The following is a 19,103-nucleotide window of genomic DNA, read 5'->3' on the forward strand; positions in this document are numbered from 1 at the left end:
GTGGACATCGGGGCCGGACATCTGCTGCAGGCGCTGGCGACCGCGGCGCCCATGGCCGTGGAACAGGCCATGGTCGCGGCAACCGTGCCCCAGGCGCCCGCAGGATGGGGGCCTTCGCACTGGGATGCGCTGGGCAACGTGCTGCTCGGCGTGGGTGCGGTGGTCGGCGGCGTCTTCGGCCTGCACACCTACCGCAAATCCACGCGCACCCGCGAGGCCGAGTGGCTGGACCGCCTGTTCGAGCGCTTCTACCTCAATCCGGTGTTCTCTCCGGTGCTGTTGTCTTTCGAGTACGACTTCGCCGCGGGGACCGATCGCCTCGTCGACCGGGTGCTGACGGTCGGCACGCCGGTACTCGACAAGGACGAGATCGACCGCATCCGCAACGTGGATGTGGTGCTGAACTTCCTCGAGCACCTGCTCTACCTGGAGAGCGACAAGCACCTGCTGGCGCAGGACCGTGACGCCATGTTCGGCTACTGGCTCGGCCTGCTGTCGCAGCCGCGTTATGCGTCGTTGCGCCAGTACGCGCTGCAGTTCGGCTACGAACACGTGGCTGCGTACTGCAGTGCGCGCAAGGTCGAGCACGTGCTGATGTACGGCAGCCTGATGCGCGGGCACGAGGCCCATGCCCGGTTCGGGCTGGACGAGGCGCTCGAGTTCGTCGGCGAGGCGCGGATCCCCGGCAGCGTGTACCGGGTGGCGGACTATCCGGGCTTCAAGTTCGGCGAGGGCGAGGCGCACTGCGAGCTGTTCCGGATCCGGGATCCGTCCGTGCTGGCGAAACTGGACGAATACGAGGAGTACTTCCCGCAGGACATGGCGCGCTCGGAGTACGCGCGCCGGGTCGTCCATGCGGCGGATGCCGGCGTCGATGCGTGGATCTACGAATACCTGCCGGCGGTGGAAGGCAGGTCGCGCGTCGCGGGGCGCTGGAGCACGGCGGCCGGCTGAGGCCGTCCCGCCCGCAGGCCGCGATGGACGCCAGGGCTCCAGTGCAGCTGCGGCGCGGCGCGGGCCCGGGGAGGATGCCGCGCTGGCCCTGCGCACTGCTCGCGCTGTCGCTGCTGGCCGGCACCGTGCAGGCGCGCACGGTCTACCGCTGCGTGCGCGACGGCACGGTCAGCCTCGCCACGACGCCCGAGCCGGGTTCGAAGTGCGAGGCGCGGGAGGTCGACGACAACGCGGTGCAGACGCCCAACCTGTGGGGCGCGATGGGCGTGTTCAGCGGCACGCTGTACGAGCGCGAGCAGGACGGCAGGCTCGTCTACAGCACGCGCAAGCTGCCGGGTTCGCGGGTGTACCTGCGCTTCACCGCGGTCACGCCGCCTGGCGAGCCGGCGCATGCGGGCCTCGGCGCGGTGGGCCAGCCGCAGCTCAAGCCGTTCGCCGGCGAATTCCGCGCCGCCGCGAAGGCGGCCGGCCTGGAAGATGCCTGGCTGCGCGCGATCGCCCATGCCGAAAGCGGCTTCGACAGCCGGGCGGTGTCGGACAAGGGGGCGCAGGGGGTGATGCAGCTGATGCCGGAAGTCGCCGCCGAGCAGGGCGTCAGCGATCCTTTCGATCCTGCGCAGTCGATCCGCGCGGGCGCACGCCACCTGCGTGCGCTGCTGCGCCGCTACCGCGGCGACCGCGTGCTCGCGCTGGCCGCCTACAACGCCGGCATCGGCGCCGTGCAGCGCCATGGCGGCGTGCCGCCCTATCCGGAAACCCAGGCCTACATCGCCAAGGTGCAGGCCCTGCACGCGCGCTACCGCGAGGCCATGGGCATCCGCGCCGAGCGTCCGGCGCGCTGACGCCGGGCAGGGAGAAGGGCGCTGTGCGCCCCTTCTCCGTCCGTCGCAGGTGGTGGCTCAGCCCTTGGGCGACAGACGCAGCAGCCGACCGTCCTTGCCGTCCTCGATCACCCACAGAGCGCCGTCCGGTCCCTGGCGCACGCCGCGGATGCGCGCGCCCATGCCGAAGCGCTCGGCTTCGCGCGCGCTGTCGCCGTCGAACTCGATGCGCACCAGCGACTGCGAGGACAGGCCGCCGGCGAAGGCATTGCCCTGCCACTGCGGGAACAGGCTGCCCGAATAGAACACCAGGCTGGACGGCGAGATCACCGGCGTCCAGGTGATGGCCGGCGCCTTGAACTCCGGACGCGTGTCGTGGTCGGGGATCGGGCGGCCGTCGTAGTGGTCGCCGTTCGAGACCACCGGATAGCCGTAGTTGGCGCCGCGCTCGACGCGGTTGAGTTCGTCGCCGCCCTTCGGCCCCATCTCGATGTCCCAGGGCTGGCCACTGCCGTCGAAGGCCAGGCCCAGCGGATTGCGGTGACCCAGCGACCAGACCTGCGCGGCGACCTCGCCCTGGCCTGCGAAGGGATTGTCGGACGGCACGCTGCCGTCCTCGTTGAGGCGCAGCACCTTGCCGAGGTTGGACTGCATGTCCTGCGCCGGGTCGAACTTCTGCCGCTCGCCCGAGGAGATCCACAGCTTGCCGTCGTGGAAGGCGATGCGGTGCGCGTAGTGGCCACGGCCGGACACCTTGGGTACCTGGCGCCAGATCACCTGCAGGTCCTCGAGCCGGCCGCCGCCGGACTCGTCCAGCACCAGGCGCGCACGCGCGACAGCGCCGCCCGCGGTGTCGCCGTCGCCGGCTTCGGCGAAGCTCACGTAGACCAGGCCGTTGTCGGCGAACTGCGGATGCGGCACCACGTCGCCGAAGCCGCCCTGGCCGCCATACACCACCTCCGGCACGCCGGTGACGTCGCCGGCGCGACCGGTCGCCACGTCCACCAGCTTCAGCGCGCCGGAGCGCTCGCTCACCAGCAGCCGGCCATCGGGGAGGAAGGACAGCGCCCAGGGTTCGTTGAAGCTGGCGATGGTCTCGGCCGAGAACGGGCCGATCTCGCGCACTTCGCGCTCGGCGGCGTCCGCCACCGGCGCAGCCGCCTCGAGGTCGCCGGACTGTGCTGCCGGGGCCGCGCCGTTGCCATCGCCGCAGGCGGCGAGCGCGAGCGACAGCAGGGTGATCGTCAGTGCGGATCGGTGCATCGGAAGGCTCCTGGCCTGATCTGGGTCGCCGTGGATGATAGCGCCCGCACCGGGCGCGCCGGCACTTTCAGGGGCATCAGGACCTTCGTTCAACCGCAACCGGGCTGCATGTGAATGCATGCCGGCGCACGATCCGTGCAGCTGAACGCACGCTCGGCGCGGAACGACCTCTTAACTCCGTCCATGCACGGATCTTCATGGGCGCGGGCAAGGTGGGCCCCGTGCGGAAGCGGTCGTCATGGACGTGCAGCGCCGCGCCACGATTCCCCCACGGAGACAGCGAATGAAGAATGCACGCAAGCCCTTGTCCGCCCTGATCGCGTTTGGCGCCGCCCTGGCCATTCCCGCCGCGTTCGCGCAGGACCCGACCACGCAGACGCCGCCGACCGATCCGACCACCACGACTGCGCCGACGCCGACCACCCCGACGCCCACGGCGCCGACCGCCGAGCAGAAGCCGCTGACCTGGGCCGACCTTGACGTCGACGGCAACGGCACCCTCAGCCAGACCGAGGCCGCGACCCTGCCCGCCCTGTCGCAGGTGTTCAGCCAGGCCGATGCCGACGGCAACGGCGAGCTGACGCCGGACGAGTACAAGACCTTCGCCGCCGCCAACAGCGGCCCGCAGCCGGCTTCGGGCGGCAACGACTGACGCGCCACTGCATCCACGTTCCAACGCCCCGCATGGGCGACTTCATCGGCGGCCTCCGGGCCGCCGATGTCTTTGGGGGGCATATACTCGACGCATGGCCGTGATCGAGATGGTCGGCTTCGACGCCGACGACACCCTGTGGCGCAGCGAGGACTACTTCCACGCCGCGCAGCAGGAGTACGAGCGCATCGTCGGTCGCACGGTGGACCTGGGCGACCGCGGCGTGCGCGACCGGCTTTACGCGGTGGAGAAGGGCAACATCGCGGTGTTCGGGTACGGCGTGAAGGGCATGGCACTGTCCATGGTCGAGGCCGCGGTCGAGATCACCGACGGACGCATTCCCGCGCGCGACCTGCACCGTATCGTGCAGATCGCCAAGGACATGCTGCGCCATCCGGTGGAACTGCTGCCGGGCGTGCGCGATGCCGTCGAGGCGATCGCGGCCGAGCATCCGGTGGTGCTGATCACCAAGGGCGACCTGTTCCACCAGGAAGCCAAGGTGCGCGACAGCGGGCTGTCCTCGCTGTTCCGCCGCATCGAGATCGTCAGCGAGAAGGACCAGGCCACCTACCTGCGCCTGTTCGAGGAATTCGGCATCCCCGCCGACCGCTTCGCGATGGTCGGCAATTCGCTGCGCTCGGACATCGTGCCCGTGCTGCGCCTCGGCGGCTGGGGCCTGCACGTGCCTTACCACCTGACCTGGGCCCACGAGGCCGAGGCCGAGGACGTCGCCGGCCATCCGCGCCTGCGCCAGGTGGACACGGCCGCCGCGCTTCCGCAGGCCTTGCGCGAGGTGGTGGCGTCCGCGGCCCCGGCCGCACTGGCGGGCTGAATGCGCCGGGCGCGCGATACCGGGCTGGCGGTGCTGCTGGGCTGCGCGCTCGCGGCCGGGTTGGCCGCGCAGGAGACCCCGCCCGCGCCCGCGCCGGAAGCCGCCGCGGAGTCCGGCACCGGCAATCCCTGGATCGACGCGCGCCTGCACGACATGGATCGCTATGCGGCGCGCCATCGTGCGGCCTTCGTCGACGAGATCGTGCGTTACCTCGAGGCGCCGCGTGCGCTGGTGGAAGAGGCCCTGGCCGACCCCGGCGTCCGTCCGGGCGACGTCTACTACGCCTGCGCGCTGGCCCGCGCCAGCGGGCGCTCCTGCCGCAGCCTGGTCGAGGCCTGGCGTCGCGACGCCAGCGGCGGCTGGCGCGGCGTCGCCGAGCGGCTCGAACTCGAAAGCGGGTCCACCCTGCATCCGCGGGTACGCGAACTCGTCGCGGCCAGCTACCGGCGCTGGGCGCGTCCGCTCGACGTCCAGGCGCCGCCCCCGCGCTGAGGCCGAAGGCCGCGCTGGGCGTGGCCACGGCCGTCGCATCGAGACCGCTCCGTGCCGCGTGACCGCGGCGTTATCCGCGCGTGGATCCAGGCAGGCGCCATCGTCATGCCGCGCATACCGGCGGCAGCCGAAGCTGCGGGCCTGCCCGTCCACCAGGATCCCGCCGATGCCCGCCAGCCTCGCCACAGTGGCCGTGCCAGCGCCGCATGCCGCCCCGCGCCTGCCGGTCACGGTCACGCCCTTCATCGACCACGCCCGCGGCCATTCGCAGCACGAACTGGCCAGCCTGCACGCGGCGGCGCATCGCGTGGCCGGCCTGCTGGGCATCGGCGCGCCCGCCGCAGCCGACCCTGCGCGCTACTGGCTGCCGATCCGCACCCTGCTGCGCGAGGAAGCCGACCAGCTGGGAATCGACGACGAGTCCGGGCTGTGGGGCGGCGTGGTCCCGCACGCCTTCGTCGGCACCAAGCTGGTCAGCCATCCCTGCTGGCCGGGCGATACGGGTGCGCCGGAGGCGTGGCGCGACGTGCCTGGCATCGAGGCCTGTACGTTGCCGGGCTGGTCGGCCTTTTCGCGTCCAGCCGCGCAGGCCGCGTGCGAAGCGCTGCTGGCCGACGGGCCGATCCGGGTCAAGAGTCCCTATGCGCGCGGCGGCAACGACCAGGCGGTCCTCGCCAGCATGCGGCAGGCCTGCGACTGGCTGGACGCGGCCATCGGCCTGGAGCATGGCCTGGTGATCGAACGCGACCTCGCCGAGACCGCCACCTGGGGCGTGGGCAGCGCGCGGATCGGCCGCCACGCCATCGCCTACTACGGTACCCAGCGGACGGTCCGCGACCACGGCGGCAGGCACGTCTACGGAGGCTCGCGCCTGACCGTGTTCCGCGGCAGCCTGGCGCAGCTGGCCGATACCCTGCCGCCTGGTCAAGCGCGGGAGGCGGTGGGCATGGCGATGCGCTACGACCGCGCCGTGCGCGCGGCCTACGCCGTGCTCGCCTCGCGCTGCAACTACGACGTCTTCGTCGGCCACGACCGCGAAGGCCGGCGCCACTGCGGCGTGCTCGAGCAGTCCTGGCGCTTCGGTGGGGCGAGCATGGCCGAGCTGCTGGCGATGGAACGCTTCGCCCGCCAGCCCTCGCTGCAGTGGATGGTGGCCGAGACGGTGGAAACCTACGATGGACGGCCGCCGCCGCCGGACGCGGTGCCGGTCTGGCCCGGCGACGGCGAATCGCCGTGCAAGTACGCCAGGATCGTGGACGATGGATATTGAGCTGGGCCGGCTCGGCATCGAGGTCGTCCCGGGGGAATCGGTCGAGGCCACCCTGCTGGCGCCGCAGCGCGCGCTGCCGGCGGTGCTGTTCGTGCACGGCTGGGGCGGCAGCCAGACCCAGGACCTGAGCCGCGCCCGCGAGGTGGCCGCGCTGGGCTGCGTCTGCCTCACCTTCGACCTGCGCGGCCATCGCGCCGACTCCGGCAACCGCGACAGCGTCAGCCGCGCGCAGAACCTCGACGACCTGCGCGCCTGCTATGACTGGCTGGCGGCGCGGCCCGACGTGGACGCAGAGTCGATCGCGGTCGTAGGCGTGAGCTACGGCGGCTACCTGGCCGCCATCCTGTCCGCACTGCGGCCGGTGCGCTGGCTGGCGCTGCGGACTCCCGCCCTGTACCTGGACCGCGACTGGGAACTCCCCAAGCGCCGCCTGCACGACGACCCGGAGCTCAAGCGCTACCGCCACAGCCCGGTGCCGGCCGAGGCCAACCGCGCGCTGCGCGCCTGCCGGCAGTTCGAGGGCGACGCGCTGCTGGTCGAGGCCGGGCGCGACGAGATCATTCCGCGGCAGGTGATCGACAACTACGCGGCCGCATTCCCGAAGGCGCGCTCGATGACGCGGCGCCTGGTGGCCGAGGCCGGGCACGGGTTCGACGACAAGCCCTCGCAGCGCCAGTACAGCGACCTGCTGCTGTCGTGGATGACCGAGATGATCCTCGGTTCGCGCGGCGCGATCGCCGCCGACAAGGTGCGCGCGTACAAGCAGCAGCAGCGTACGCGGCCGGCGCCCGGTGAGGGCGGACACGCGGGCGACGAGGCCAGCGCATGAACGGCGCGGCTGGCGCGTTCAGCCGGCCGGGCGCGCCGTTGACGGCCCCTGCACCCCGGCCCGCGTAGAACAGGCCGCGCCGGCCCTGCCGGTCCGCCTATCGAAGCAAGACAGACCAAAGGCCCCTCATGGACACGCATACCTTTTCGCGAGACGGCGGGGACACCGGCCTCTTCCCCATTGCCTACGAAGACGAAGATCCCGTTTCGCTCGAACTTTTCCGCGACCTGCTGCACCGTGCCCTGTCCATCGACGACGACACGCGCTTCTGGAATTACCTGGAACAGGGCATCGCCGCGATCGAACGCGGGATGACGCCCGAATCGATCGCCCGTTTCGAGTACGCCGCCGACTACGTGCTGGTCTTCCACGGCATGCCGAGCTGGACCTCGATGAAGCATCGCAACGGTCCCGCGGCCGCGGCACCGTCCCGGCCCCCGGCCGTGGCGCCGACGCTGGCCTTCGGCACCGCCTGACCGGGGCGACGCCCTGCGGTCCCGCCGGCGGCCGGCTTCTCGCGCCGTTGACGCGTCCTCCCCCAGTGTCCGCCCCCACAGTGGACAACGGACCCGGGCATGATCGACGTGGCAGTCGTGGGAGGCGGTCCGGCGGGACTGACTGCGGCCAACTACCTGAGACGCTTCCATCGCTCCTGCCTGGTGCTCGACAGCGGCAAGAGCCGCGCGCGCTGGATTCCTGAAAGCAACAACTGCCCCGGTTTCCCGGGCGGTGTCTCGGGCGATGAACTGCTCGCGCGCCTGCGCCGGCAGGCGGCCGCGGCCGAGGTCCCGATCGAGACCGCCACCGTGGAGCGGATCGTTCGCGCGTCCGATGGCGATGGCTTCGTCGTCCACGCGGGCGAACGCAGCTGGCGGGCGCGCATGGTGATGATCGCCACCGGCCTGCGCGACCGCCTGCCCGGCGACTGGGCCGAGCAGGCCATGTCCTGCGGGGCGCTGCGGCTGTGCCCGATCTGCGATGCGTTCGAGGTCAGCGACCGCCACATCGGGGTGTACGGCCACGGGGCTGACATCGGCTCGCACGCGCGCTTCCTGCGCACCTTCTCGGCCAGCGTGACGGCGCTGCCGCTGGACGGCGACGACGGCGGCGAGGAGGGCGCGGCGGCGCGCGCCGAGGGCGTGCGCTGGATGGACGGCGGCACGCTCGAATTCGACGATGGCCGCTGCGTGTTCCGCTGCAACGGCAAGGCGACCCCGTTCGACACCGTGTACTGCTTCCTGGGATTCGAGACCTCGGTCCCGGTCGACGGCCTGGCGCTGGAGCGGACGCGCAGCGGCGAGATCGTGGTCGACCGCCACCAGCAGACCGCCACCCGGGGGCTCTACGCGATCGGCGATATCGTCGGCGGGCTCAACCAGATCTCGGTGGCGGTCGGCCAGGCCGCTGCCGCCGCGACCCATGCGCATGGCCAGCTGCCCGCCTCCCCGCGCGCGGCGGAGGCGGCATGAATCCCGATATCATCGGCTGGCTGGCCTCGGCCATCCTGCTCGCCACCCTGGTCCGGCAGATCCTGAAGCAGCGGGCCGACGGCGGCGCAGGCGTCTCGCGCTGGCTGTTCATCGGCCAGAGCCTGGCGTCGATCGGCTTCATCGTCTACAGCGTGATGCTGGGCAACTGGGTGTTCATCGTCACCAACAGCTGCATCCTGCTCACCGCCATCGTGGGACAATGCCTGCGGCCGAAACAGGGGTAGCACGCAGGCCATGCGGGGGAGCCGGGGAATCACAAGCCTGAACGGAGTGGCGGGCGCCGCCTGCTCACGATCCGCGCCGTGCGGCCGATACCCCGGAGTGACGGCCTGGCCCGGGCCCAATGCGGTGAGTGATCGATGAGGTTCCCGCCAGCCGCCGGTCGCGGCCTCCATCGCCGTGCACGCTGCCGCCACGGACGCAATGCGGCCCTGGTGCGCTCGGGCATGGGCTTCACCCTGGTCGAGCTGCTGATCGGCACGGCGGTGGTGGCGATCCTGGCCACCATCGCGCACGGACAGTATTCGGCGTTCATCGAGCGCGCCCGGGTCGCCACGGCGGCGGCGGACATCGCGGCCATGCAGCTCGAGATCACGCGCTTCCAGCAGTTGCCCAATGGGCCTTTGCCGGCCAGCCTGGCCGACATCGGGCGCGGCACCCACCTCGATCCGTGGGGCCGGCCCTACCACTACGTCAACCTCAGGACGACCAACAAGGGCGCGGCGCGCAAGGATCGCAGGCTCAACCCGCTCAACTCGGACTACGACCTGTTCAGCGCCGGCAAGGACGGCGTGTTCAAGAAGCAGGTCAGCCAGAAGGACAGCCTCGACGATGTGATCCGCGCACTCGACGGGGCCTACATCGGCGTCGCGCGCGACTTCTGACGATGCCCGACAGCCTGCGCTTTCCGACCGCGATCCTGCGCAGCCGCTTCGGACGCCGGCTGTTCGTGATGTTCTGCATCGCGGCGCTGCTGCCGACCGCGATCGTGTTCTGGATGACCTACCGGGCCGCCACGGACGACGCGCGGCAGGCGCGCCACGCGGCGCTGCGCGAAGGCGGCAAGAACTATGCGCTGGGGGTCTACGACCGCCTGCACCTGGCCGACCGCGTGCTGGCGGCGATCGCTGCGGACGACCTGCAGGGCGCCGCCGGCGACCGGCTGCTGTCGGTGTACTTCAGCGATCTCGCGGTGGCGCCGACACCGGTGGCCAATGCCGACGCCGGCGAGGCTGGGCCGGAGGGGGCCGGCGTGACCCTGCTGGCGCCGTCGCGCCCCGGCCAGGCGCCGGCGCTGCGGCGGATCGTCGCCGGCCAGGTCGTGACGGCCACGCTGGACCCGTACTTTCTATGGGGCGATCCCACCGAACTGGGCCAGGACATGCGCATCTGCATGTACGCAGGCCGGGTGCGCCTGTATTGCGGTGGTCACCCCGGCACCGAGCCGGGCGACCGCCTGGTGGTGGCGCACTGGCCGCTGTTCCTCAAGGCGCGCTTCGGCGCCGGGCCGTGGACGGTGGTCGCGGTGGCTGGCCCGGCGAAGGCCCTGGTCCATTACCGCGACGTGCTGGTGCCCGCGACCATCGCGGTCCTGCTGTTCGCGGTGCTGCTCAGTTCGGTGCAGATCCGCCGCGTGCTGGTGCCGCTGTCCGACCTGCTGCGCAGGATCCAGCGCTTCGAAGGCAGCCAGGGACGGCTCGACCGGCGCCGCGGCGAAGACGAGTTCGACCTGCTGTCGCGCACCTTCGGCCGCATGCAGCAGCGCATCGGCCGGCAGATGGACACCCTGCGGATCCTGTCGGACATCGACCGCCTGACCGCACGCGGCGCGCCGCTGCAGGACCTGCTGCAGCAGGTCGCGCTGGGCGTACGCCAGCTGAGCGGATGCCGCACGGTCTGCGTGGTCGTTGCGCCAGCCGGGCCGGCGCCGGAGCGCGCGCTGTACGTGCTGTCCAGCGGCGCCCGCGAACTGCGTCGCCAGGATGCCGCGGGATGCGGGCCGGCCCTTCCGGCAGGCGGCTGGCTCGGCGTCGAAGCGCTGCACGGCGGCATGGGGCAGGCCTGCTGCGCCGACGGCGCAGGGCACGCGTTCGTGCTGCAGGCGGAGGGTCGCTCGGGCCATGTCCAGGTCGTGCTCGGCTTCGATGCCGTGCCCGAGGATGCCGAGGGCCCGCTGGTCCAGGCGGCCAAGGTGGTCGAGTCGGTTCCGGTGGCGCTGGCGCTGGAGGAGGGCAGGCGCCAGCTGGTGTTCCAGGCGGAGCACGACCCGCTCACGCGCCTGCCCAACCGCGCGGCCACGCTCGAGGCGGTGGAGGCCGCCATCGCGCGCGCGGCTCGTGAAGGCACGGGCTTCGCCGTGACCTTCCTCGATCTCGACCGCTTCAAGGCGATCAACGACGCGCTGGGCCATGGCGTGGGCGATGCCCTGCTGGTGGCCGTGGCCGACCGCATCCGCGCCAACCTGGCGCCCGGCGAACTGGTGGGACGCTTCGGTGGCGACGAGTTCTGCATGCTGCTGCCGGATGCGGCCACGCAGGCGCTTGCCGAGCGCGCCGTGCAGCGCATCGCCAACGCACTGCTGCCGCCGGTCCACGCCGCCGGCCGCGAGTTCGCGCAGCGCTTCAGCGCGGGCATCGCGCTGTATCCGGCGCACGGCGCCGATGCCAGCACCCTGATCCGCAATGCCGACGTGGCGATGTACCACGGCAAGCGGGCGGGTGGCCGCGCGCTGCGCGTGTTCGCGCCGGCCATGAACGATGCGGCGCACTTCCGCCTGCAGCTCGAACAGGACCTGCGCCGCGCGGTCGCGGAGGGCGCGATCGACGTGCACTACCAGCCGCGCGTGGACAGCCGCGACGGCCGCATCGTCGGCGCCGAGGCGCTGGCGCGGTGGACGCGTCCGGGCAGCGGCCCGGTGCCCGCGCAGGAGTTCATCGCCCTGGCCGAGGACGCCGGCCTGATCGACGAGCTCGGCGAACAGGTGATGCGCAAGGCCTGCCGCCAGCTGGCGGAGTGGGCCGCGGCGGGCGTGGCGATCCCGTCGGTGGCGGTCAACGTATCGAGCCACCAGCTGCGCTCGTGGAAGCTGGCGGGGACGCTGCGCGCGGCGATCGCCGATGCGGGCATCGCGCCCTCGCAGCTGGAGATCGAGATCACCGAGAGCATGCTGGTGCACGACCGCGAAGGCGGTGAGTCCCAGCTGCAGCGCATCGGCGAACTGGGCGTGGGGATTGCGATCGACGACTTCGGTACCGGCTATTCCTCGTTGTCCTACCTGGTCAGCCTGCCGTTCGACACGCTCAAGATCGATCGCGCCTTCGTGCTCGACCTCGGCGACGGCGCCACGCCCGCGGCGGCGATCGTGCGCGCGGTTGTCGGGCTGGCGCGCGAGCTGGGCAAGGACGTGGTGGCCGAGGGCGTGGAGGCGATGGAGGATGTGCGCCTGCTCGCCGCGATGGGCTGCCATACCATCCAGGGCTATGCCTTCCACCGGCCGATGCCCGCGGATGAACTGACCGCGATCCTGCGCCAGGCCCCGCGCGGCGCCTGAGCGCACTGTCGCGCCTTCGCGCGCGGGCCGTCGCCCTCGACCTTCACGCAACGCGCGCCGACAATAGCGGCCGGCTCCCCGATCCCGCTGCCATGCCTTCCGCCGTCCCGCCCGCTGGCGCCCTGCCGGACCCGGCTTCGATCCGCCTGTCCGTCGCCCCGATGATGGACTGGACGGATTCGCATTGCCGCGTCTTCCATCGCCTGCTGGCCCCGTCGGCGCGCCTGTACAGCGAAATGGTGCACGCCAATGCGGTGATCCACGGCGACCGGACGAAGCTGCTGGCGATGGACCCGGTGGAGCATCCGGTGGCGTTGCAGCTCGGCGGCAGCGAGCCGGCGCAGCTGGCGCAGGCCGCGCGCATCGGCGCCGAACGCGGCTTCGACGAGATCAACCTCAACTGCGGCTGTCCCTCCGACCGCGTGCAGGCGGGCCGCTTCGGCGCCTGCCTGATGCGCGAGCCGACGCTGGTGGCCGACGGGGTCGCGGCGATGATCGCGGCCGTGGCGACGCTCGATCGACCGGTGCCGGTCACGGTGAAGTGCAGGCTGGGGGTCGACGACGACCACGAGTACGAGCGCTTCCTCGCCTTCATCGACGCGGTCGCCGACGCCGGCTGCGGCACGTTCGTGGTGCACGCGCGCAACGCCTGGCTCAAGGGCCTGAGTCCGAAGGAGAACCGCGAAGTACCGCCGCTGCGCTACGACTGGGCCTGGCGGCTCAAGCGCGAGCGCCCGGGGCTGCAGGTCGTGGTCAACGGCGGCATTGCGACGCTGGACGACGCCCTGTCGCACCTGGCGCATGCCGATGGCGCGATGCTGGGACGCGCGGCCTACCACGACCCCTATACGCTGCACCGGATCGACGCGGCCCTGCGCGGCGTCCCGCTGCAGCCGCGAGACCAGTTGCTGGGCTCCCTTCGCCCCTACGCCGAGTCGCAACTCGCCCAGGGCGTGCCGCTGCGCCATATCAGCCGGCACATCCTCGGGCTGTACCACGGGCAGCCCGGAGGCCGGGCCTACCGCCAGGTCCTGAGCGAGGGTGCGCACCTGCCGGGCGCCGGATGGGCGCTGGTGGAGCAGGCGATGGCGGCCACCGTGCGGGCCGCGGCCGCGGCCTGATCCGGCGCGCGCACTGTCAGTGTGCGGGTTGCCACGCATGTTCGAGGAAGCCGCGCGCGCGAACCGCAGCCGGTTTCACCGCGATGAACCCGCGGGCACTGGTGAAGGAAAAGTTAAGGGGTGGTTCACCGCGATCTTCCAAGAATGCGGGTCCGTTCCGACATCCGGACTTCCGGGCTTCGCCATGTCTTTCCTGCAGTCCCGCCTGAGGATCGCCCTGCTCTCCGCGCTGGTCGCGGCGACCGGCGCGCCGGTCGCCTGGGCGCAGGATCCGGCGCCCCAGCGCAGGGGCGCGGAGCGCGCCGAGCGGGGGCCGGAGCAGCGCGTGCGGAATCGCGAAGCGCTGTCGGATTCGGTGCGTCGTTTCGAGCGGTCCAACCGCGGAAGCCGGGTACTGAGCGCCGAGCGCATCCAGTCCGACGGGCGCGACGTCAACCGCATCAAGGCCATGGACGACCGCGGCCGCGTACGCGTCTACGTCGACGATCCGCAGCGCCGCCAGCCTCCTCCGGCGCGCCGCCAGCCTACACGCGACGACCACGACTGACCCGGCATTCTGTTCAGGAAAGGACGGCCACACTGGCCCCCTCACATTACTGAACGGAGTTGTCCCCCATGCGCATCCTGCTCGTCGAAGACGAAGCGCCCCTGCGTGAAACGCTGGCCGCTCGCCTCAAGCGCGAGGGCTTTGCGGTGGATGCGGCGCAGGACGGCGAAGAAGGCCTGTACATGGGCCGCGAGGTCCCGTTCGACGTCGGCATCATCGATCTCGGCCTGCCCAAGATGTCGGGCATGGAGCTGATCAAGGCCCTGCGCGACGAAGGCAAGCAGTTCCCCGTGCTGATCCTGACCGCGCGTTCGAGCTGGCAGGACAAGGTCGACGGCCTCAAGCAGGGCGCCGACGACTACCTGGTCAAGCCCTTCCACGTCGAGGAACTGCTGGCGCGCATCAATGCGCTGGTGCGCCGCGCCGCGGGCTGGAGCAAGCCCACGCTCGAGTGCGGCGCGGTGGTGCTGGACCTGGCCGCGCAGACGGTCACCGTGCACGGCCAGAACGTGGACCTGACCAGCTACGAGTACAAGGTGCTCGAGTACCTGATGATGCACGCCGGCGAGCTGGTCTCGAAGGCCGACCTGACCGAACACATCTACCAGCAGGACTTCGACCGCGACTCCAACGTGCTCGAGGTTTTCATCGGCCGCCTGCGCAAGAAGCTCGACCCGGAAGGCACGCTCAAGCCGATCGAGACCGTGCGCGGCCGCGGCTACCGCTTCGCGATTCCGCGCAACGGCGAATCCTGAGCCCGGCGCGGCCCCGCCACGGGGCCGCGCAGCGCCGCATCGGCTATCGTGTGGGCGACCCGTCCACGCGCCCGCCCGTGCCGCCTGAGCCGCTCCCGATCCGATGAGTACCGGCAAGTCCGCCCGCGTCCTGCCCTGGCGGCCGCGTTCGCTGCAGGCGCGGCAGCTGATGGCCGCCAGCCTGGGCCTGGTCGCGTTCCTGGCCCTGGCCGGCTACGCGCTCGACCGCGCCTTCCTCGACGTGGCCAGCGAAGGCCAGCGCGACCGCCTGCGCAACTACGTGTTCGCCTACGCGGGCGACATCGAGTTCCTGCGCAACGGCGACATCTACGTGCCCGACAACGGGCCCGACGACCGCTTCGACCGCCCCGGCAGCGGCCTGTACGCCGAGGTGGTGCTGCCCAACGGCAGCTGGGTGTCGCGCTCGGCGTCCGGGCCGCAGCTGCCCGAGGCGACGCCGCTGGCCGGCGGCGAGGAGAAGTTCGAGGGCCCGCTGCCGATGGTGCGCAGCGACGGTTCGCCCGGCCAGGTCTACCGCTACGGACTGGGCATGGTGTGGGCGCCGCAGGAAGGCGCGCCCGAGGCGGAGTTCCCGTACACGATCTACGTCATCGAGGACGCCGGTACCGTGCCGCGGCAGGTGCGCGTGTTCCGCGCCGCGCTGTGGGGCTACCTCGGCATTGCCGGCCTGATCCTGCTGCTGCTGCAGACCCTGGTGCTGCGCTGGAGCCTGTGGCCGCTGCGCAAGGTGGTCGAGGAACTCACCCGCGTGCAGCGCGGCCAGGCCAACCGCATGGGCGAGCGCCATCCGCGCGAACTCGAGCCGCTGACCGACAGCATCAATGCGCTGATCGAGAGCGAGCGCGAGAACCTCGAGCAGCAGCGCAACACCATGTCCGACCTGGCCCACAGCCTGAAGACGCCGCTGGCGGTGCTGCGCGCGCGCCTGGATTCGGATGCGGGCGAGCAGGAGCTGCGCGAGGACGTGGCCACCCAGCTGCAGCGCATGACCGACCTGGTCAGCTACCAGCTGGGCCGCGCCGCCTCCACCGGGCACACGCTGTTCGCCGCGCCGGTGGAGATCGAGCCGCACGCCGAGGCGCTGGTGCGCAGCCTGGAGAAGATCTACGCGGGCAAGGGCGTGATCTGCGAATTCGACATCGATCCGGCGGCGCGCTTCCATGGCGAACCCGGCGACCTGCAGGAGCTGCTGGGCAACCTGATCGAGAACGCGTTCAAGTGGGCCGGCAAGCGCGTGCTGCTGACGGTCCAGCCCGGCGGCACCGCGCCCAACCGGCGCCCGGGCCTGTTCCTGGCGGTCGACGACGACGGGCCGGGCATTCCCGAGGACCGCATTCCGCTGGTGCTCCAGCGCGGCGTGCGCGGCGACGAGCGCGTGCACGGGCACGGCATCGGCCTGTCGATCGTGCAGGACATCATCCGCAGCTACCGCGGCGAGCTGCGCGTGGGCCGCTCCACCGAACTCGGCGGTGCCCGCTTCGAAGTGCGCCTGCCGCCGGGGCTATAGCGGCGACGCCCCCGCGCCTGCAGGGCATGCATCCGGCGGCGCGGGGCCGTCACGCCGAGGGCGAGGGCCCGTAGAAGCGTTCGAAATGCGCGGCCACCGCGGGGAAGCTGTCGCGCAGCAGTGCCGGATCGCTGAAGTGGTATTCGCTGCACACGGCGAAGAATTCCTCCGGCGCCTCGGCCGCATAGGGATCGATCGCCACCTCGCCGCCGGCATCGACCGCCTGCACCAGCGCGTCGTAGGCCTGCTGGAAATCGCGCGCCCAGGCGCGCTGCCAGTCGCGCGGCAACGGCGGGGTGCCGTCGAGCACGCCGTCGAGCACGTCGAGCTTGTGCGCCATCTCGTGCACGGCCACGCAGAAGCCGGCATGCGGATCGTCGAGGTCGGCCTCGACATCGGCCCAGGACAGGATCAGCGGCCCGTCCTCCCAGGCCTCGCCGATGAGTTCGTCGTCCCACTGGTGCAGCACGCCGGCGGCGTCGACGTGGCTGCGGTTCACGCGGAACGCATCCGGATACACGATCAGCTGCGACCAGCCGTGAAGGCCTTCCTCGCCGAACTCCAGCAGCGGCAGGCAGCACAGGGCGGCCAGCAGGGTGCGCTGCGTGTCGTCGAGCGCGAGCGGTTCGATCGGAGTGATCGCCTTCTGCCGCAGGAACAGCGCGCCCAGCGCGCGCAGGCGCTGTTCTCGCGGCGCGTCGAGCGCGCCGATCCATCGTACGCGGGCGCGCACCCGCGACCATGTGTCGTCGTCGATCGGATCGGGCGTGCGGCCGAACAGCCGCCGGATCAGGCCTGCGGGCAACCGCGATCCCTCAGCGGATCATGCCCGGCAGGAAGCTGTGCCAGCGCGGCGGGCGCGCGGTCGATCCGGATTCGCCGCGGCGCGGCGTGGTCGCGCGGGCGCGGGCGGGCAGCGCGGCCCGCTTGTCGGTGGGGCGCGCGGCTTCGTCCTCGGCGTCCGCTTCCGCGGCGGCATCGCAGCCGGCACTGGCGCCATTGGCGTCCATCATCGCGGGCTGGCGGGCGGCCACGGGAATCGCGGCACAGGCCAGCATGAGGCAGAACAGGAGTCGGGAAGCCATGGCAACCATCCTTTGGCCAGAGTCGTTGCGGCGGCAACGACGCACTATACCCCGGATGCGGCCGGGGGACGGAAGGTTGCAACACGGCTCGTCGCGCCCGGGAGGCGGCCGGTCGACGAACGGTCGAGTCGGGCGCCGATCCCCGATAATCGACGCCGTGACCCGTCCGGACCCGCCATGACCGCCGCCGCCGACCGCGCCCTGCTCAGCCGCCTGGCCGACGGGCCCGTATCCGGCGACGCGCTGGCGCGCGAGGCCGGGCTGACCCGGGCCGCGGTCTGGAAGCGGATCGAGGCCCTGCGCGGGGCGGGCCTGCGGATCGAAGCCCGTCCCGGCCGCGGCTACGCGCTGGCCGCGCCGGTCGACCTGCTCGACGCCGGGCGCATCCTCGCGGCCCTGCCGGCGGCGGTGCGCGGGGGCCTGGCCGGGCTGGAGGTGGCGTGGTCGCTGGATTCGACCAACTCCGAGTTGCTGCGCCGGGCCGATCCCGGTCCGCTTGCGCGGGTGCTGTTGGCCGAGCGCCAGACCGGCGGTCGCGGCCGCCGCGGGCGACCCTGGGCCTCGCCGCTGGCGGCCAACCTGTACCTGTCGGTGGCGCGCCGCTTCGAGGCCGGCCTGGCGCGGCTGGGGGGGCTGAGCCTGGTGGCCGGCATCGCCGTGACCGATGCGCTGCACGCGCTGGGCGTGTCCCAGGCCCGGCTGAAGTGGCCCAACGACCTGGTGGTGGCCGGCGAGGACGGCCTGCGCAAGCTTGGCGGCATCCTGGTCGAGGGCGGTGGCGAATACGCGGGGCCGGCGCGCGCGGTGATCGGGATCGGACTCAACGTGCGCATGCCGCCCGACGCCGGCGGCGGCATCGACCAGCCCTGGATCGACCTCCAGACGCTGGGCGAGGTGCCGGCGCGCGACCGCATCGCCGCCGCCCTGGTGGCGCGGCTGCTGCCGGCGCTGGACCGGTTCGACGCGGAGGGCCTGGCACCGTTCCTGCCGGCCTATGCCGCCCACGACGCGTTGTCGGGCCAGCCGGTCCGGATCCTGGCCGGAGAGGTCGAGCACCAGGGCGTCGCCCTGGGGGTGGCGGCGGACGGCGCGCTGCGTCTGCGCACCGGCGAGGGCGAGCGCGCCTTCCACGCGGGCGAGGTCAGCCTGCGCGCGGGAGCCGCGACATGAGCGCATGGCTGTTCGACCTCGGCAATTCCCGGCTCAAGGCCGCGCCACTCGGCGAGGACGGCCTTCCGGGCGACGTACTGGCGTTCGCCCATGACGGCATGGCGCTGGCAGCCGGCTGGGACAGCGTCCTGCCGCCGCGCATCGACGCCGCGCACGTGGCCAGCGTCGCCGCCCCGGCGCTGCGCGTGGCGCTGCTCGACGCGCTGGCTGCGCGCGCCGGGCGCATCAGCCTCGCGTCCACCCAGCCTGCATGGGCCGGGCTGCGCATCGCCTATGCGGAGCCGGCGAAGCTGGGCGTGGACCGGTTCCTGACCCTGCTGGCCGCGCGTCGCCGCGGCGGGGCGTCGCTGCTGGTCGGCGTGGGGACGGCGTTGACCATCGACCTGGTCGATGCCGGGGGACGTCACCACGGCGGCCGCATCGCGCCATCGCCGACCATGATGCGCGAGGCGCTGCACGCGCGCGCCGCGCAGCTGCCGGCCGTGGGCGGCGGCTATCGCGTCTTCGCGGCGGACACCGGCGATGCCCTCGCCTCGGGCTGCCTGGGCGCGGCGCTGGCGCTGGTGGGGCAGAGCCGCGAGGCTGCCGTCGACGCGTGCGGCGGACCAGTGGCGCTGCTGCTGCACGGTGGCGGCGCCGAAGCGCTGCTGCCGCACTTGGCCGATGCCGTGCATGCGCCGGCGCTGGTGCTCGAAGGGCTGGCCTGCTGGGCCCGGCCCGACGGCGCGCGCCGCTAGAATCCGG

21 protein-coding genes are annotated in these 19,103 nt (G+C 72.2%); 18 read left to right on the top strand and 3 right to left on the bottom strand.

Translation table 11 applies throughout. The features are described 5' to 3' along the window. Entirely contained in the window at positions 1-954 is a 954-nt protein-coding gene (locus ACFQ2D_RS07325; RefSeq protein WP_280943180.1) for a gamma-glutamylcyclotransferase family protein, read from the top strand. 74 nt (positions 955-1,028) lie between these two features. Continuing rightward, entirely contained in the window at positions 1,029-1,796 is a 768-nt protein-coding gene (locus tag ACFQ2D_RS07330) for a lytic transglycosylase domain-containing protein (RefSeq protein ID WP_280943181.1), read from the top strand. Positions 1,797-1,853: 57 nt separating this feature from the next. On the opposite strand, the gene ACFQ2D_RS07335 is transcribed toward ACFQ2D_RS07330, so the two are convergent. Then, on the bottom strand, positions 1,854-3,038 hold the full coding sequence (locus tag ACFQ2D_RS07335; protein ID WP_280943182.1) for a PQQ-dependent sugar dehydrogenase: 1,185 nt from the start codon (positions 3,036-3,038) through the stop codon (positions 1,854-1,856). A 283-nt stretch (positions 3,039-3,321) separates the two neighbouring features. Here ACFQ2D_RS07335 and ACFQ2D_RS07340 point away from each other — a divergent pair, with 283 nt between their 5' ends. From ACFQ2D_RS07340 to ACFQ2D_RS07405, 14 genes are all read left to right on the top strand, one after another. Continuing rightward, entirely contained in the window at positions 3,322-3,690 is a 369-nt protein-coding gene (locus tag ACFQ2D_RS07340) for an EF-hand domain-containing protein (protein ID WP_280943183.1), read from the top strand. A gap of 94 nt (positions 3,691-3,784) precedes the next feature. After that, on the top strand, positions 3,785-4,522 hold the full coding sequence (locus tag ACFQ2D_RS07345; protein ID WP_280943184.1) for an HAD family hydrolase: 738 nt from the start codon (positions 3,785-3,787) through the stop codon (positions 4,520-4,522). Further along, a complete protein-coding gene (locus tag ACFQ2D_RS07350) occupies positions 4,523-5,014 on the top strand; it encodes a hypothetical protein (RefSeq protein ID WP_280943185.1) in 492 nt (163 codons plus the stop codon). A 166-nt stretch (positions 5,015-5,180) separates the two neighbouring features. Continuing rightward, positions 5,181-6,284: a DUF3182 family protein gene (locus ACFQ2D_RS07355; RefSeq protein WP_280943186.1), complete on the top strand. Its 1,104-nt coding sequence runs from the start codon at positions 5,181-5,183 to the stop codon at positions 6,282-6,284. Next, positions 6,274-7,113 (top strand): alpha/beta hydrolase family protein, encoded by an 840-nt coding sequence (locus ACFQ2D_RS07360; protein WP_280943187.1) that lies wholly within the window; start codon positions 6,274-6,276, stop codon positions 7,111-7,113. Before ACFQ2D_RS07355 ends, ACFQ2D_RS07360 begins: the two co-directional genes overlap by 11 nt. Positions 7,114-7,241: 128 nt before the next feature. Further along, positions 7,242-7,589 carry a hypothetical protein gene (locus ACFQ2D_RS07365; protein WP_280943188.1) on the top strand — a complete coding sequence of 116 codons (348 nt, stop codon included), beginning with the start codon at positions 7,242-7,244 and terminating at the stop codon, positions 7,587-7,589. Between the two features lie 99 nt (positions 7,590-7,688). Further along, a complete protein-coding gene (locus tag ACFQ2D_RS07370) occupies positions 7,689-8,582 on the top strand; it encodes an NAD(P)/FAD-dependent oxidoreductase (RefSeq protein WP_280943189.1) in 894 nt (297 codons plus the stop codon). Continuing rightward, on the top strand, positions 8,579-8,827 hold the full coding sequence (locus ACFQ2D_RS07375; protein ID WP_280943190.1) for a hypothetical protein: 249 nt from the start codon (positions 8,579-8,581) through the stop codon (positions 8,825-8,827). Before ACFQ2D_RS07370 ends, ACFQ2D_RS07375 begins: the two co-directional genes overlap by 4 nt. A 135-nt stretch (positions 8,828-8,962) precedes the next feature. After that, positions 8,963-9,487 carry a prepilin-type N-terminal cleavage/methylation domain-containing protein gene (locus ACFQ2D_RS07380; protein WP_280943191.1) on the top strand — a complete coding sequence of 175 codons (525 nt, stop codon included), beginning with the start codon at positions 8,963-8,965 and terminating at the stop codon, positions 9,485-9,487. 2 nt (positions 9,488-9,489) lie between these two features. Further along, on the top strand, positions 9,490-12,153 hold the full coding sequence (locus ACFQ2D_RS07385; protein WP_280943192.1) for a putative bifunctional diguanylate cyclase/phosphodiesterase: 2,664 nt from the start codon (positions 9,490-9,492) through the stop codon (positions 12,151-12,153). A 92-nt stretch (positions 12,154-12,245) separates the two neighbouring features. Then, entirely contained in the window at positions 12,246-13,274 is a 1,029-nt protein-coding gene (gene dusA / locus ACFQ2D_RS07390; RefSeq protein ID WP_280943193.1) for a tRNA dihydrouridine(20/20a) synthase DusA, read from the top strand. Between the two features lie 37 nt (positions 13,275-13,311). Then, on the top strand, positions 13,312-13,821 hold the full coding sequence (locus ACFQ2D_RS07395) for a hypothetical protein (RefSeq protein WP_280943194.1): 510 nt from the start codon (positions 13,312-13,314) through the stop codon (positions 13,819-13,821). 68 nt (positions 13,822-13,889) lie between these two features. Then, positions 13,890-14,576: a response regulator transcription factor gene (locus ACFQ2D_RS07400; protein ID WP_280943195.1), complete on the top strand. Its 687-nt coding sequence runs from the start codon at positions 13,890-13,892 to the stop codon at positions 14,574-14,576. A gap of 103 nt (positions 14,577-14,679) precedes the next feature. Continuing rightward, positions 14,680-16,104, top strand: a complete 1,425-nt coding sequence (locus ACFQ2D_RS07405) for an ATP-binding protein (protein WP_280943196.1) — start codon at positions 14,680-14,682, stop codon at positions 16,102-16,104. A 49-nt stretch (positions 16,105-16,153) separates the two neighbouring features. On the opposite strand, the gene ACFQ2D_RS07410 is transcribed toward ACFQ2D_RS07405, so the two are convergent. Next, positions 16,154-16,909, bottom strand: a complete 756-nt coding sequence (locus tag ACFQ2D_RS07410) for a M90 family metallopeptidase (protein ID WP_386795575.1) — start codon at positions 16,907-16,909, stop codon at positions 16,154-16,156. Positions 16,910-16,919: 10 nt separating this feature from the next. Beyond that, positions 16,920-17,189: a hypothetical protein gene (locus tag ACFQ2D_RS07415; protein ID WP_280943197.1), complete on the bottom strand. Its 270-nt coding sequence runs from the start codon at positions 17,187-17,189 to the stop codon at positions 16,920-16,922. Positions 17,190-17,366: 177 nt separating this feature from the next. Here ACFQ2D_RS07415 and birA point away from each other — a divergent pair, with 177 nt between their 5' ends. Together birA and ACFQ2D_RS07425 are read left to right on the top strand one after the other, a co-directional pair. Next, positions 17,367-18,359, top strand: a complete 993-nt coding sequence (gene birA, locus ACFQ2D_RS07420) for a bifunctional biotin--[acetyl-CoA-carboxylase] ligase/biotin operon repressor BirA (RefSeq protein WP_280943198.1) — start codon at positions 17,367-17,369, stop codon at positions 18,357-18,359. After that, the gene (locus tag ACFQ2D_RS07425) at positions 18,356-19,096 is read left to right on the top strand and encodes a type III pantothenate kinase (protein ID WP_280943199.1); all 741 of its coding nucleotides are present in this window, start codon (positions 18,356-18,358) and stop codon (positions 19,094-19,096) included. The genes birA and ACFQ2D_RS07425 overlap by 4 nt, the downstream gene beginning before the upstream one ends. Positions 19,097-19,103 lie beyond the last annotated feature (7 nt).

Origin of the sequence: Luteimonas composti (genome assembly GCF_042678665.1) — a bacterium.
Classification (GTDB): Bacteria; Pseudomonadota; Gammaproteobacteria; order Xanthomonadales; family Xanthomonadaceae; genus Luteimonas; species Luteimonas composti.

Bases quoted from the DNA above. Each gene is read 5' to 3' on its own strand.
- ACFQ2D_RS07330 (WP_280943181.1), top strand. From the start codon at position 1,029: ATGCCGCGCTGGCCCTGCGCACTGCTCGCGCTGTCGCTGCTGGCCGGC.
- ACFQ2D_RS07335 (WP_280943182.1), bottom strand. From the start codon at position 3,038: ATGCACCGATCCGCACTGACGATCACCCTGCTGTCGCTCGCGCTCGCC.
- ACFQ2D_RS07340 (WP_280943183.1), top strand. From the start codon at position 3,322: ATGAAGAATGCACGCAAGCCCTTGTCCGCCCTGATCGCGTTTGGCGCC.
- ACFQ2D_RS07345 (WP_280943184.1), top strand. From the start codon at position 3,785: ATGGCCGTGATCGAGATGGTCGGCTTCGACGCCGACGACACCCTGTGG.
- ACFQ2D_RS07350 (WP_280943185.1), top strand. From the start codon at position 4,523: ATGCGCCGGGCGCGCGATACCGGGCTGGCGGTGCTGCTGGGCTGCGCG.
- ACFQ2D_RS07355 (WP_280943186.1), top strand. From the start codon at position 5,181: ATGCCCGCCAGCCTCGCCACAGTGGCCGTGCCAGCGCCGCATGCCGCC.
- ACFQ2D_RS07360 (WP_280943187.1), top strand. From the start codon at position 6,274: ATGGATATTGAGCTGGGCCGGCTCGGCATCGAGGTCGTCCCGGGGGAA.
- ACFQ2D_RS07365 (WP_280943188.1), top strand. From the start codon at position 7,242: ATGGACACGCATACCTTTTCGCGAGACGGCGGGGACACCGGCCTCTTC.
- ACFQ2D_RS07370 (WP_280943189.1), top strand. From the start codon at position 7,689: ATGATCGACGTGGCAGTCGTGGGAGGCGGTCCGGCGGGACTGACTGCG.
- ACFQ2D_RS07375 (WP_280943190.1), top strand. From the start codon at position 8,579: ATGAATCCCGATATCATCGGCTGGCTGGCCTCGGCCATCCTGCTCGCC.
- ACFQ2D_RS07380 (WP_280943191.1), top strand. From the start codon at position 8,963: ATGAGGTTCCCGCCAGCCGCCGGTCGCGGCCTCCATCGCCGTGCACGC.
- ACFQ2D_RS07385 (WP_280943192.1), top strand. From the start codon at position 9,490: ATGCCCGACAGCCTGCGCTTTCCGACCGCGATCCTGCGCAGCCGCTTC.
- dusA (WP_280943193.1), top strand. From the start codon at position 12,246: ATGCCTTCCGCCGTCCCGCCCGCTGGCGCCCTGCCGGACCCGGCTTCG.
- ACFQ2D_RS07395 (WP_280943194.1), top strand. From the start codon at position 13,312: ATGTTCGAGGAAGCCGCGCGCGCGAACCGCAGCCGGTTTCACCGCGAT.
- ACFQ2D_RS07400 (WP_280943195.1), top strand. From the start codon at position 13,890: ATGCGCATCCTGCTCGTCGAAGACGAAGCGCCCCTGCGTGAAACGCTG.
- ACFQ2D_RS07405 (WP_280943196.1), top strand. From the start codon at position 14,680: ATGAGTACCGGCAAGTCCGCCCGCGTCCTGCCCTGGCGGCCGCGTTCG.
- ACFQ2D_RS07415 (WP_280943197.1), bottom strand. From the start codon at position 17,189: ATGGCTTCCCGACTCCTGTTCTGCCTCATGCTGGCCTGTGCCGCGATT.
- birA (WP_280943198.1), top strand. From the start codon at position 17,367: ATGACCGCCGCCGCCGACCGCGCCCTGCTCAGCCGCCTGGCCGACGGG.
- ACFQ2D_RS07425 (WP_280943199.1), top strand. From the start codon at position 18,356: ATGAGCGCATGGCTGTTCGACCTCGGCAATTCCCGGCTCAAGGCCGCG.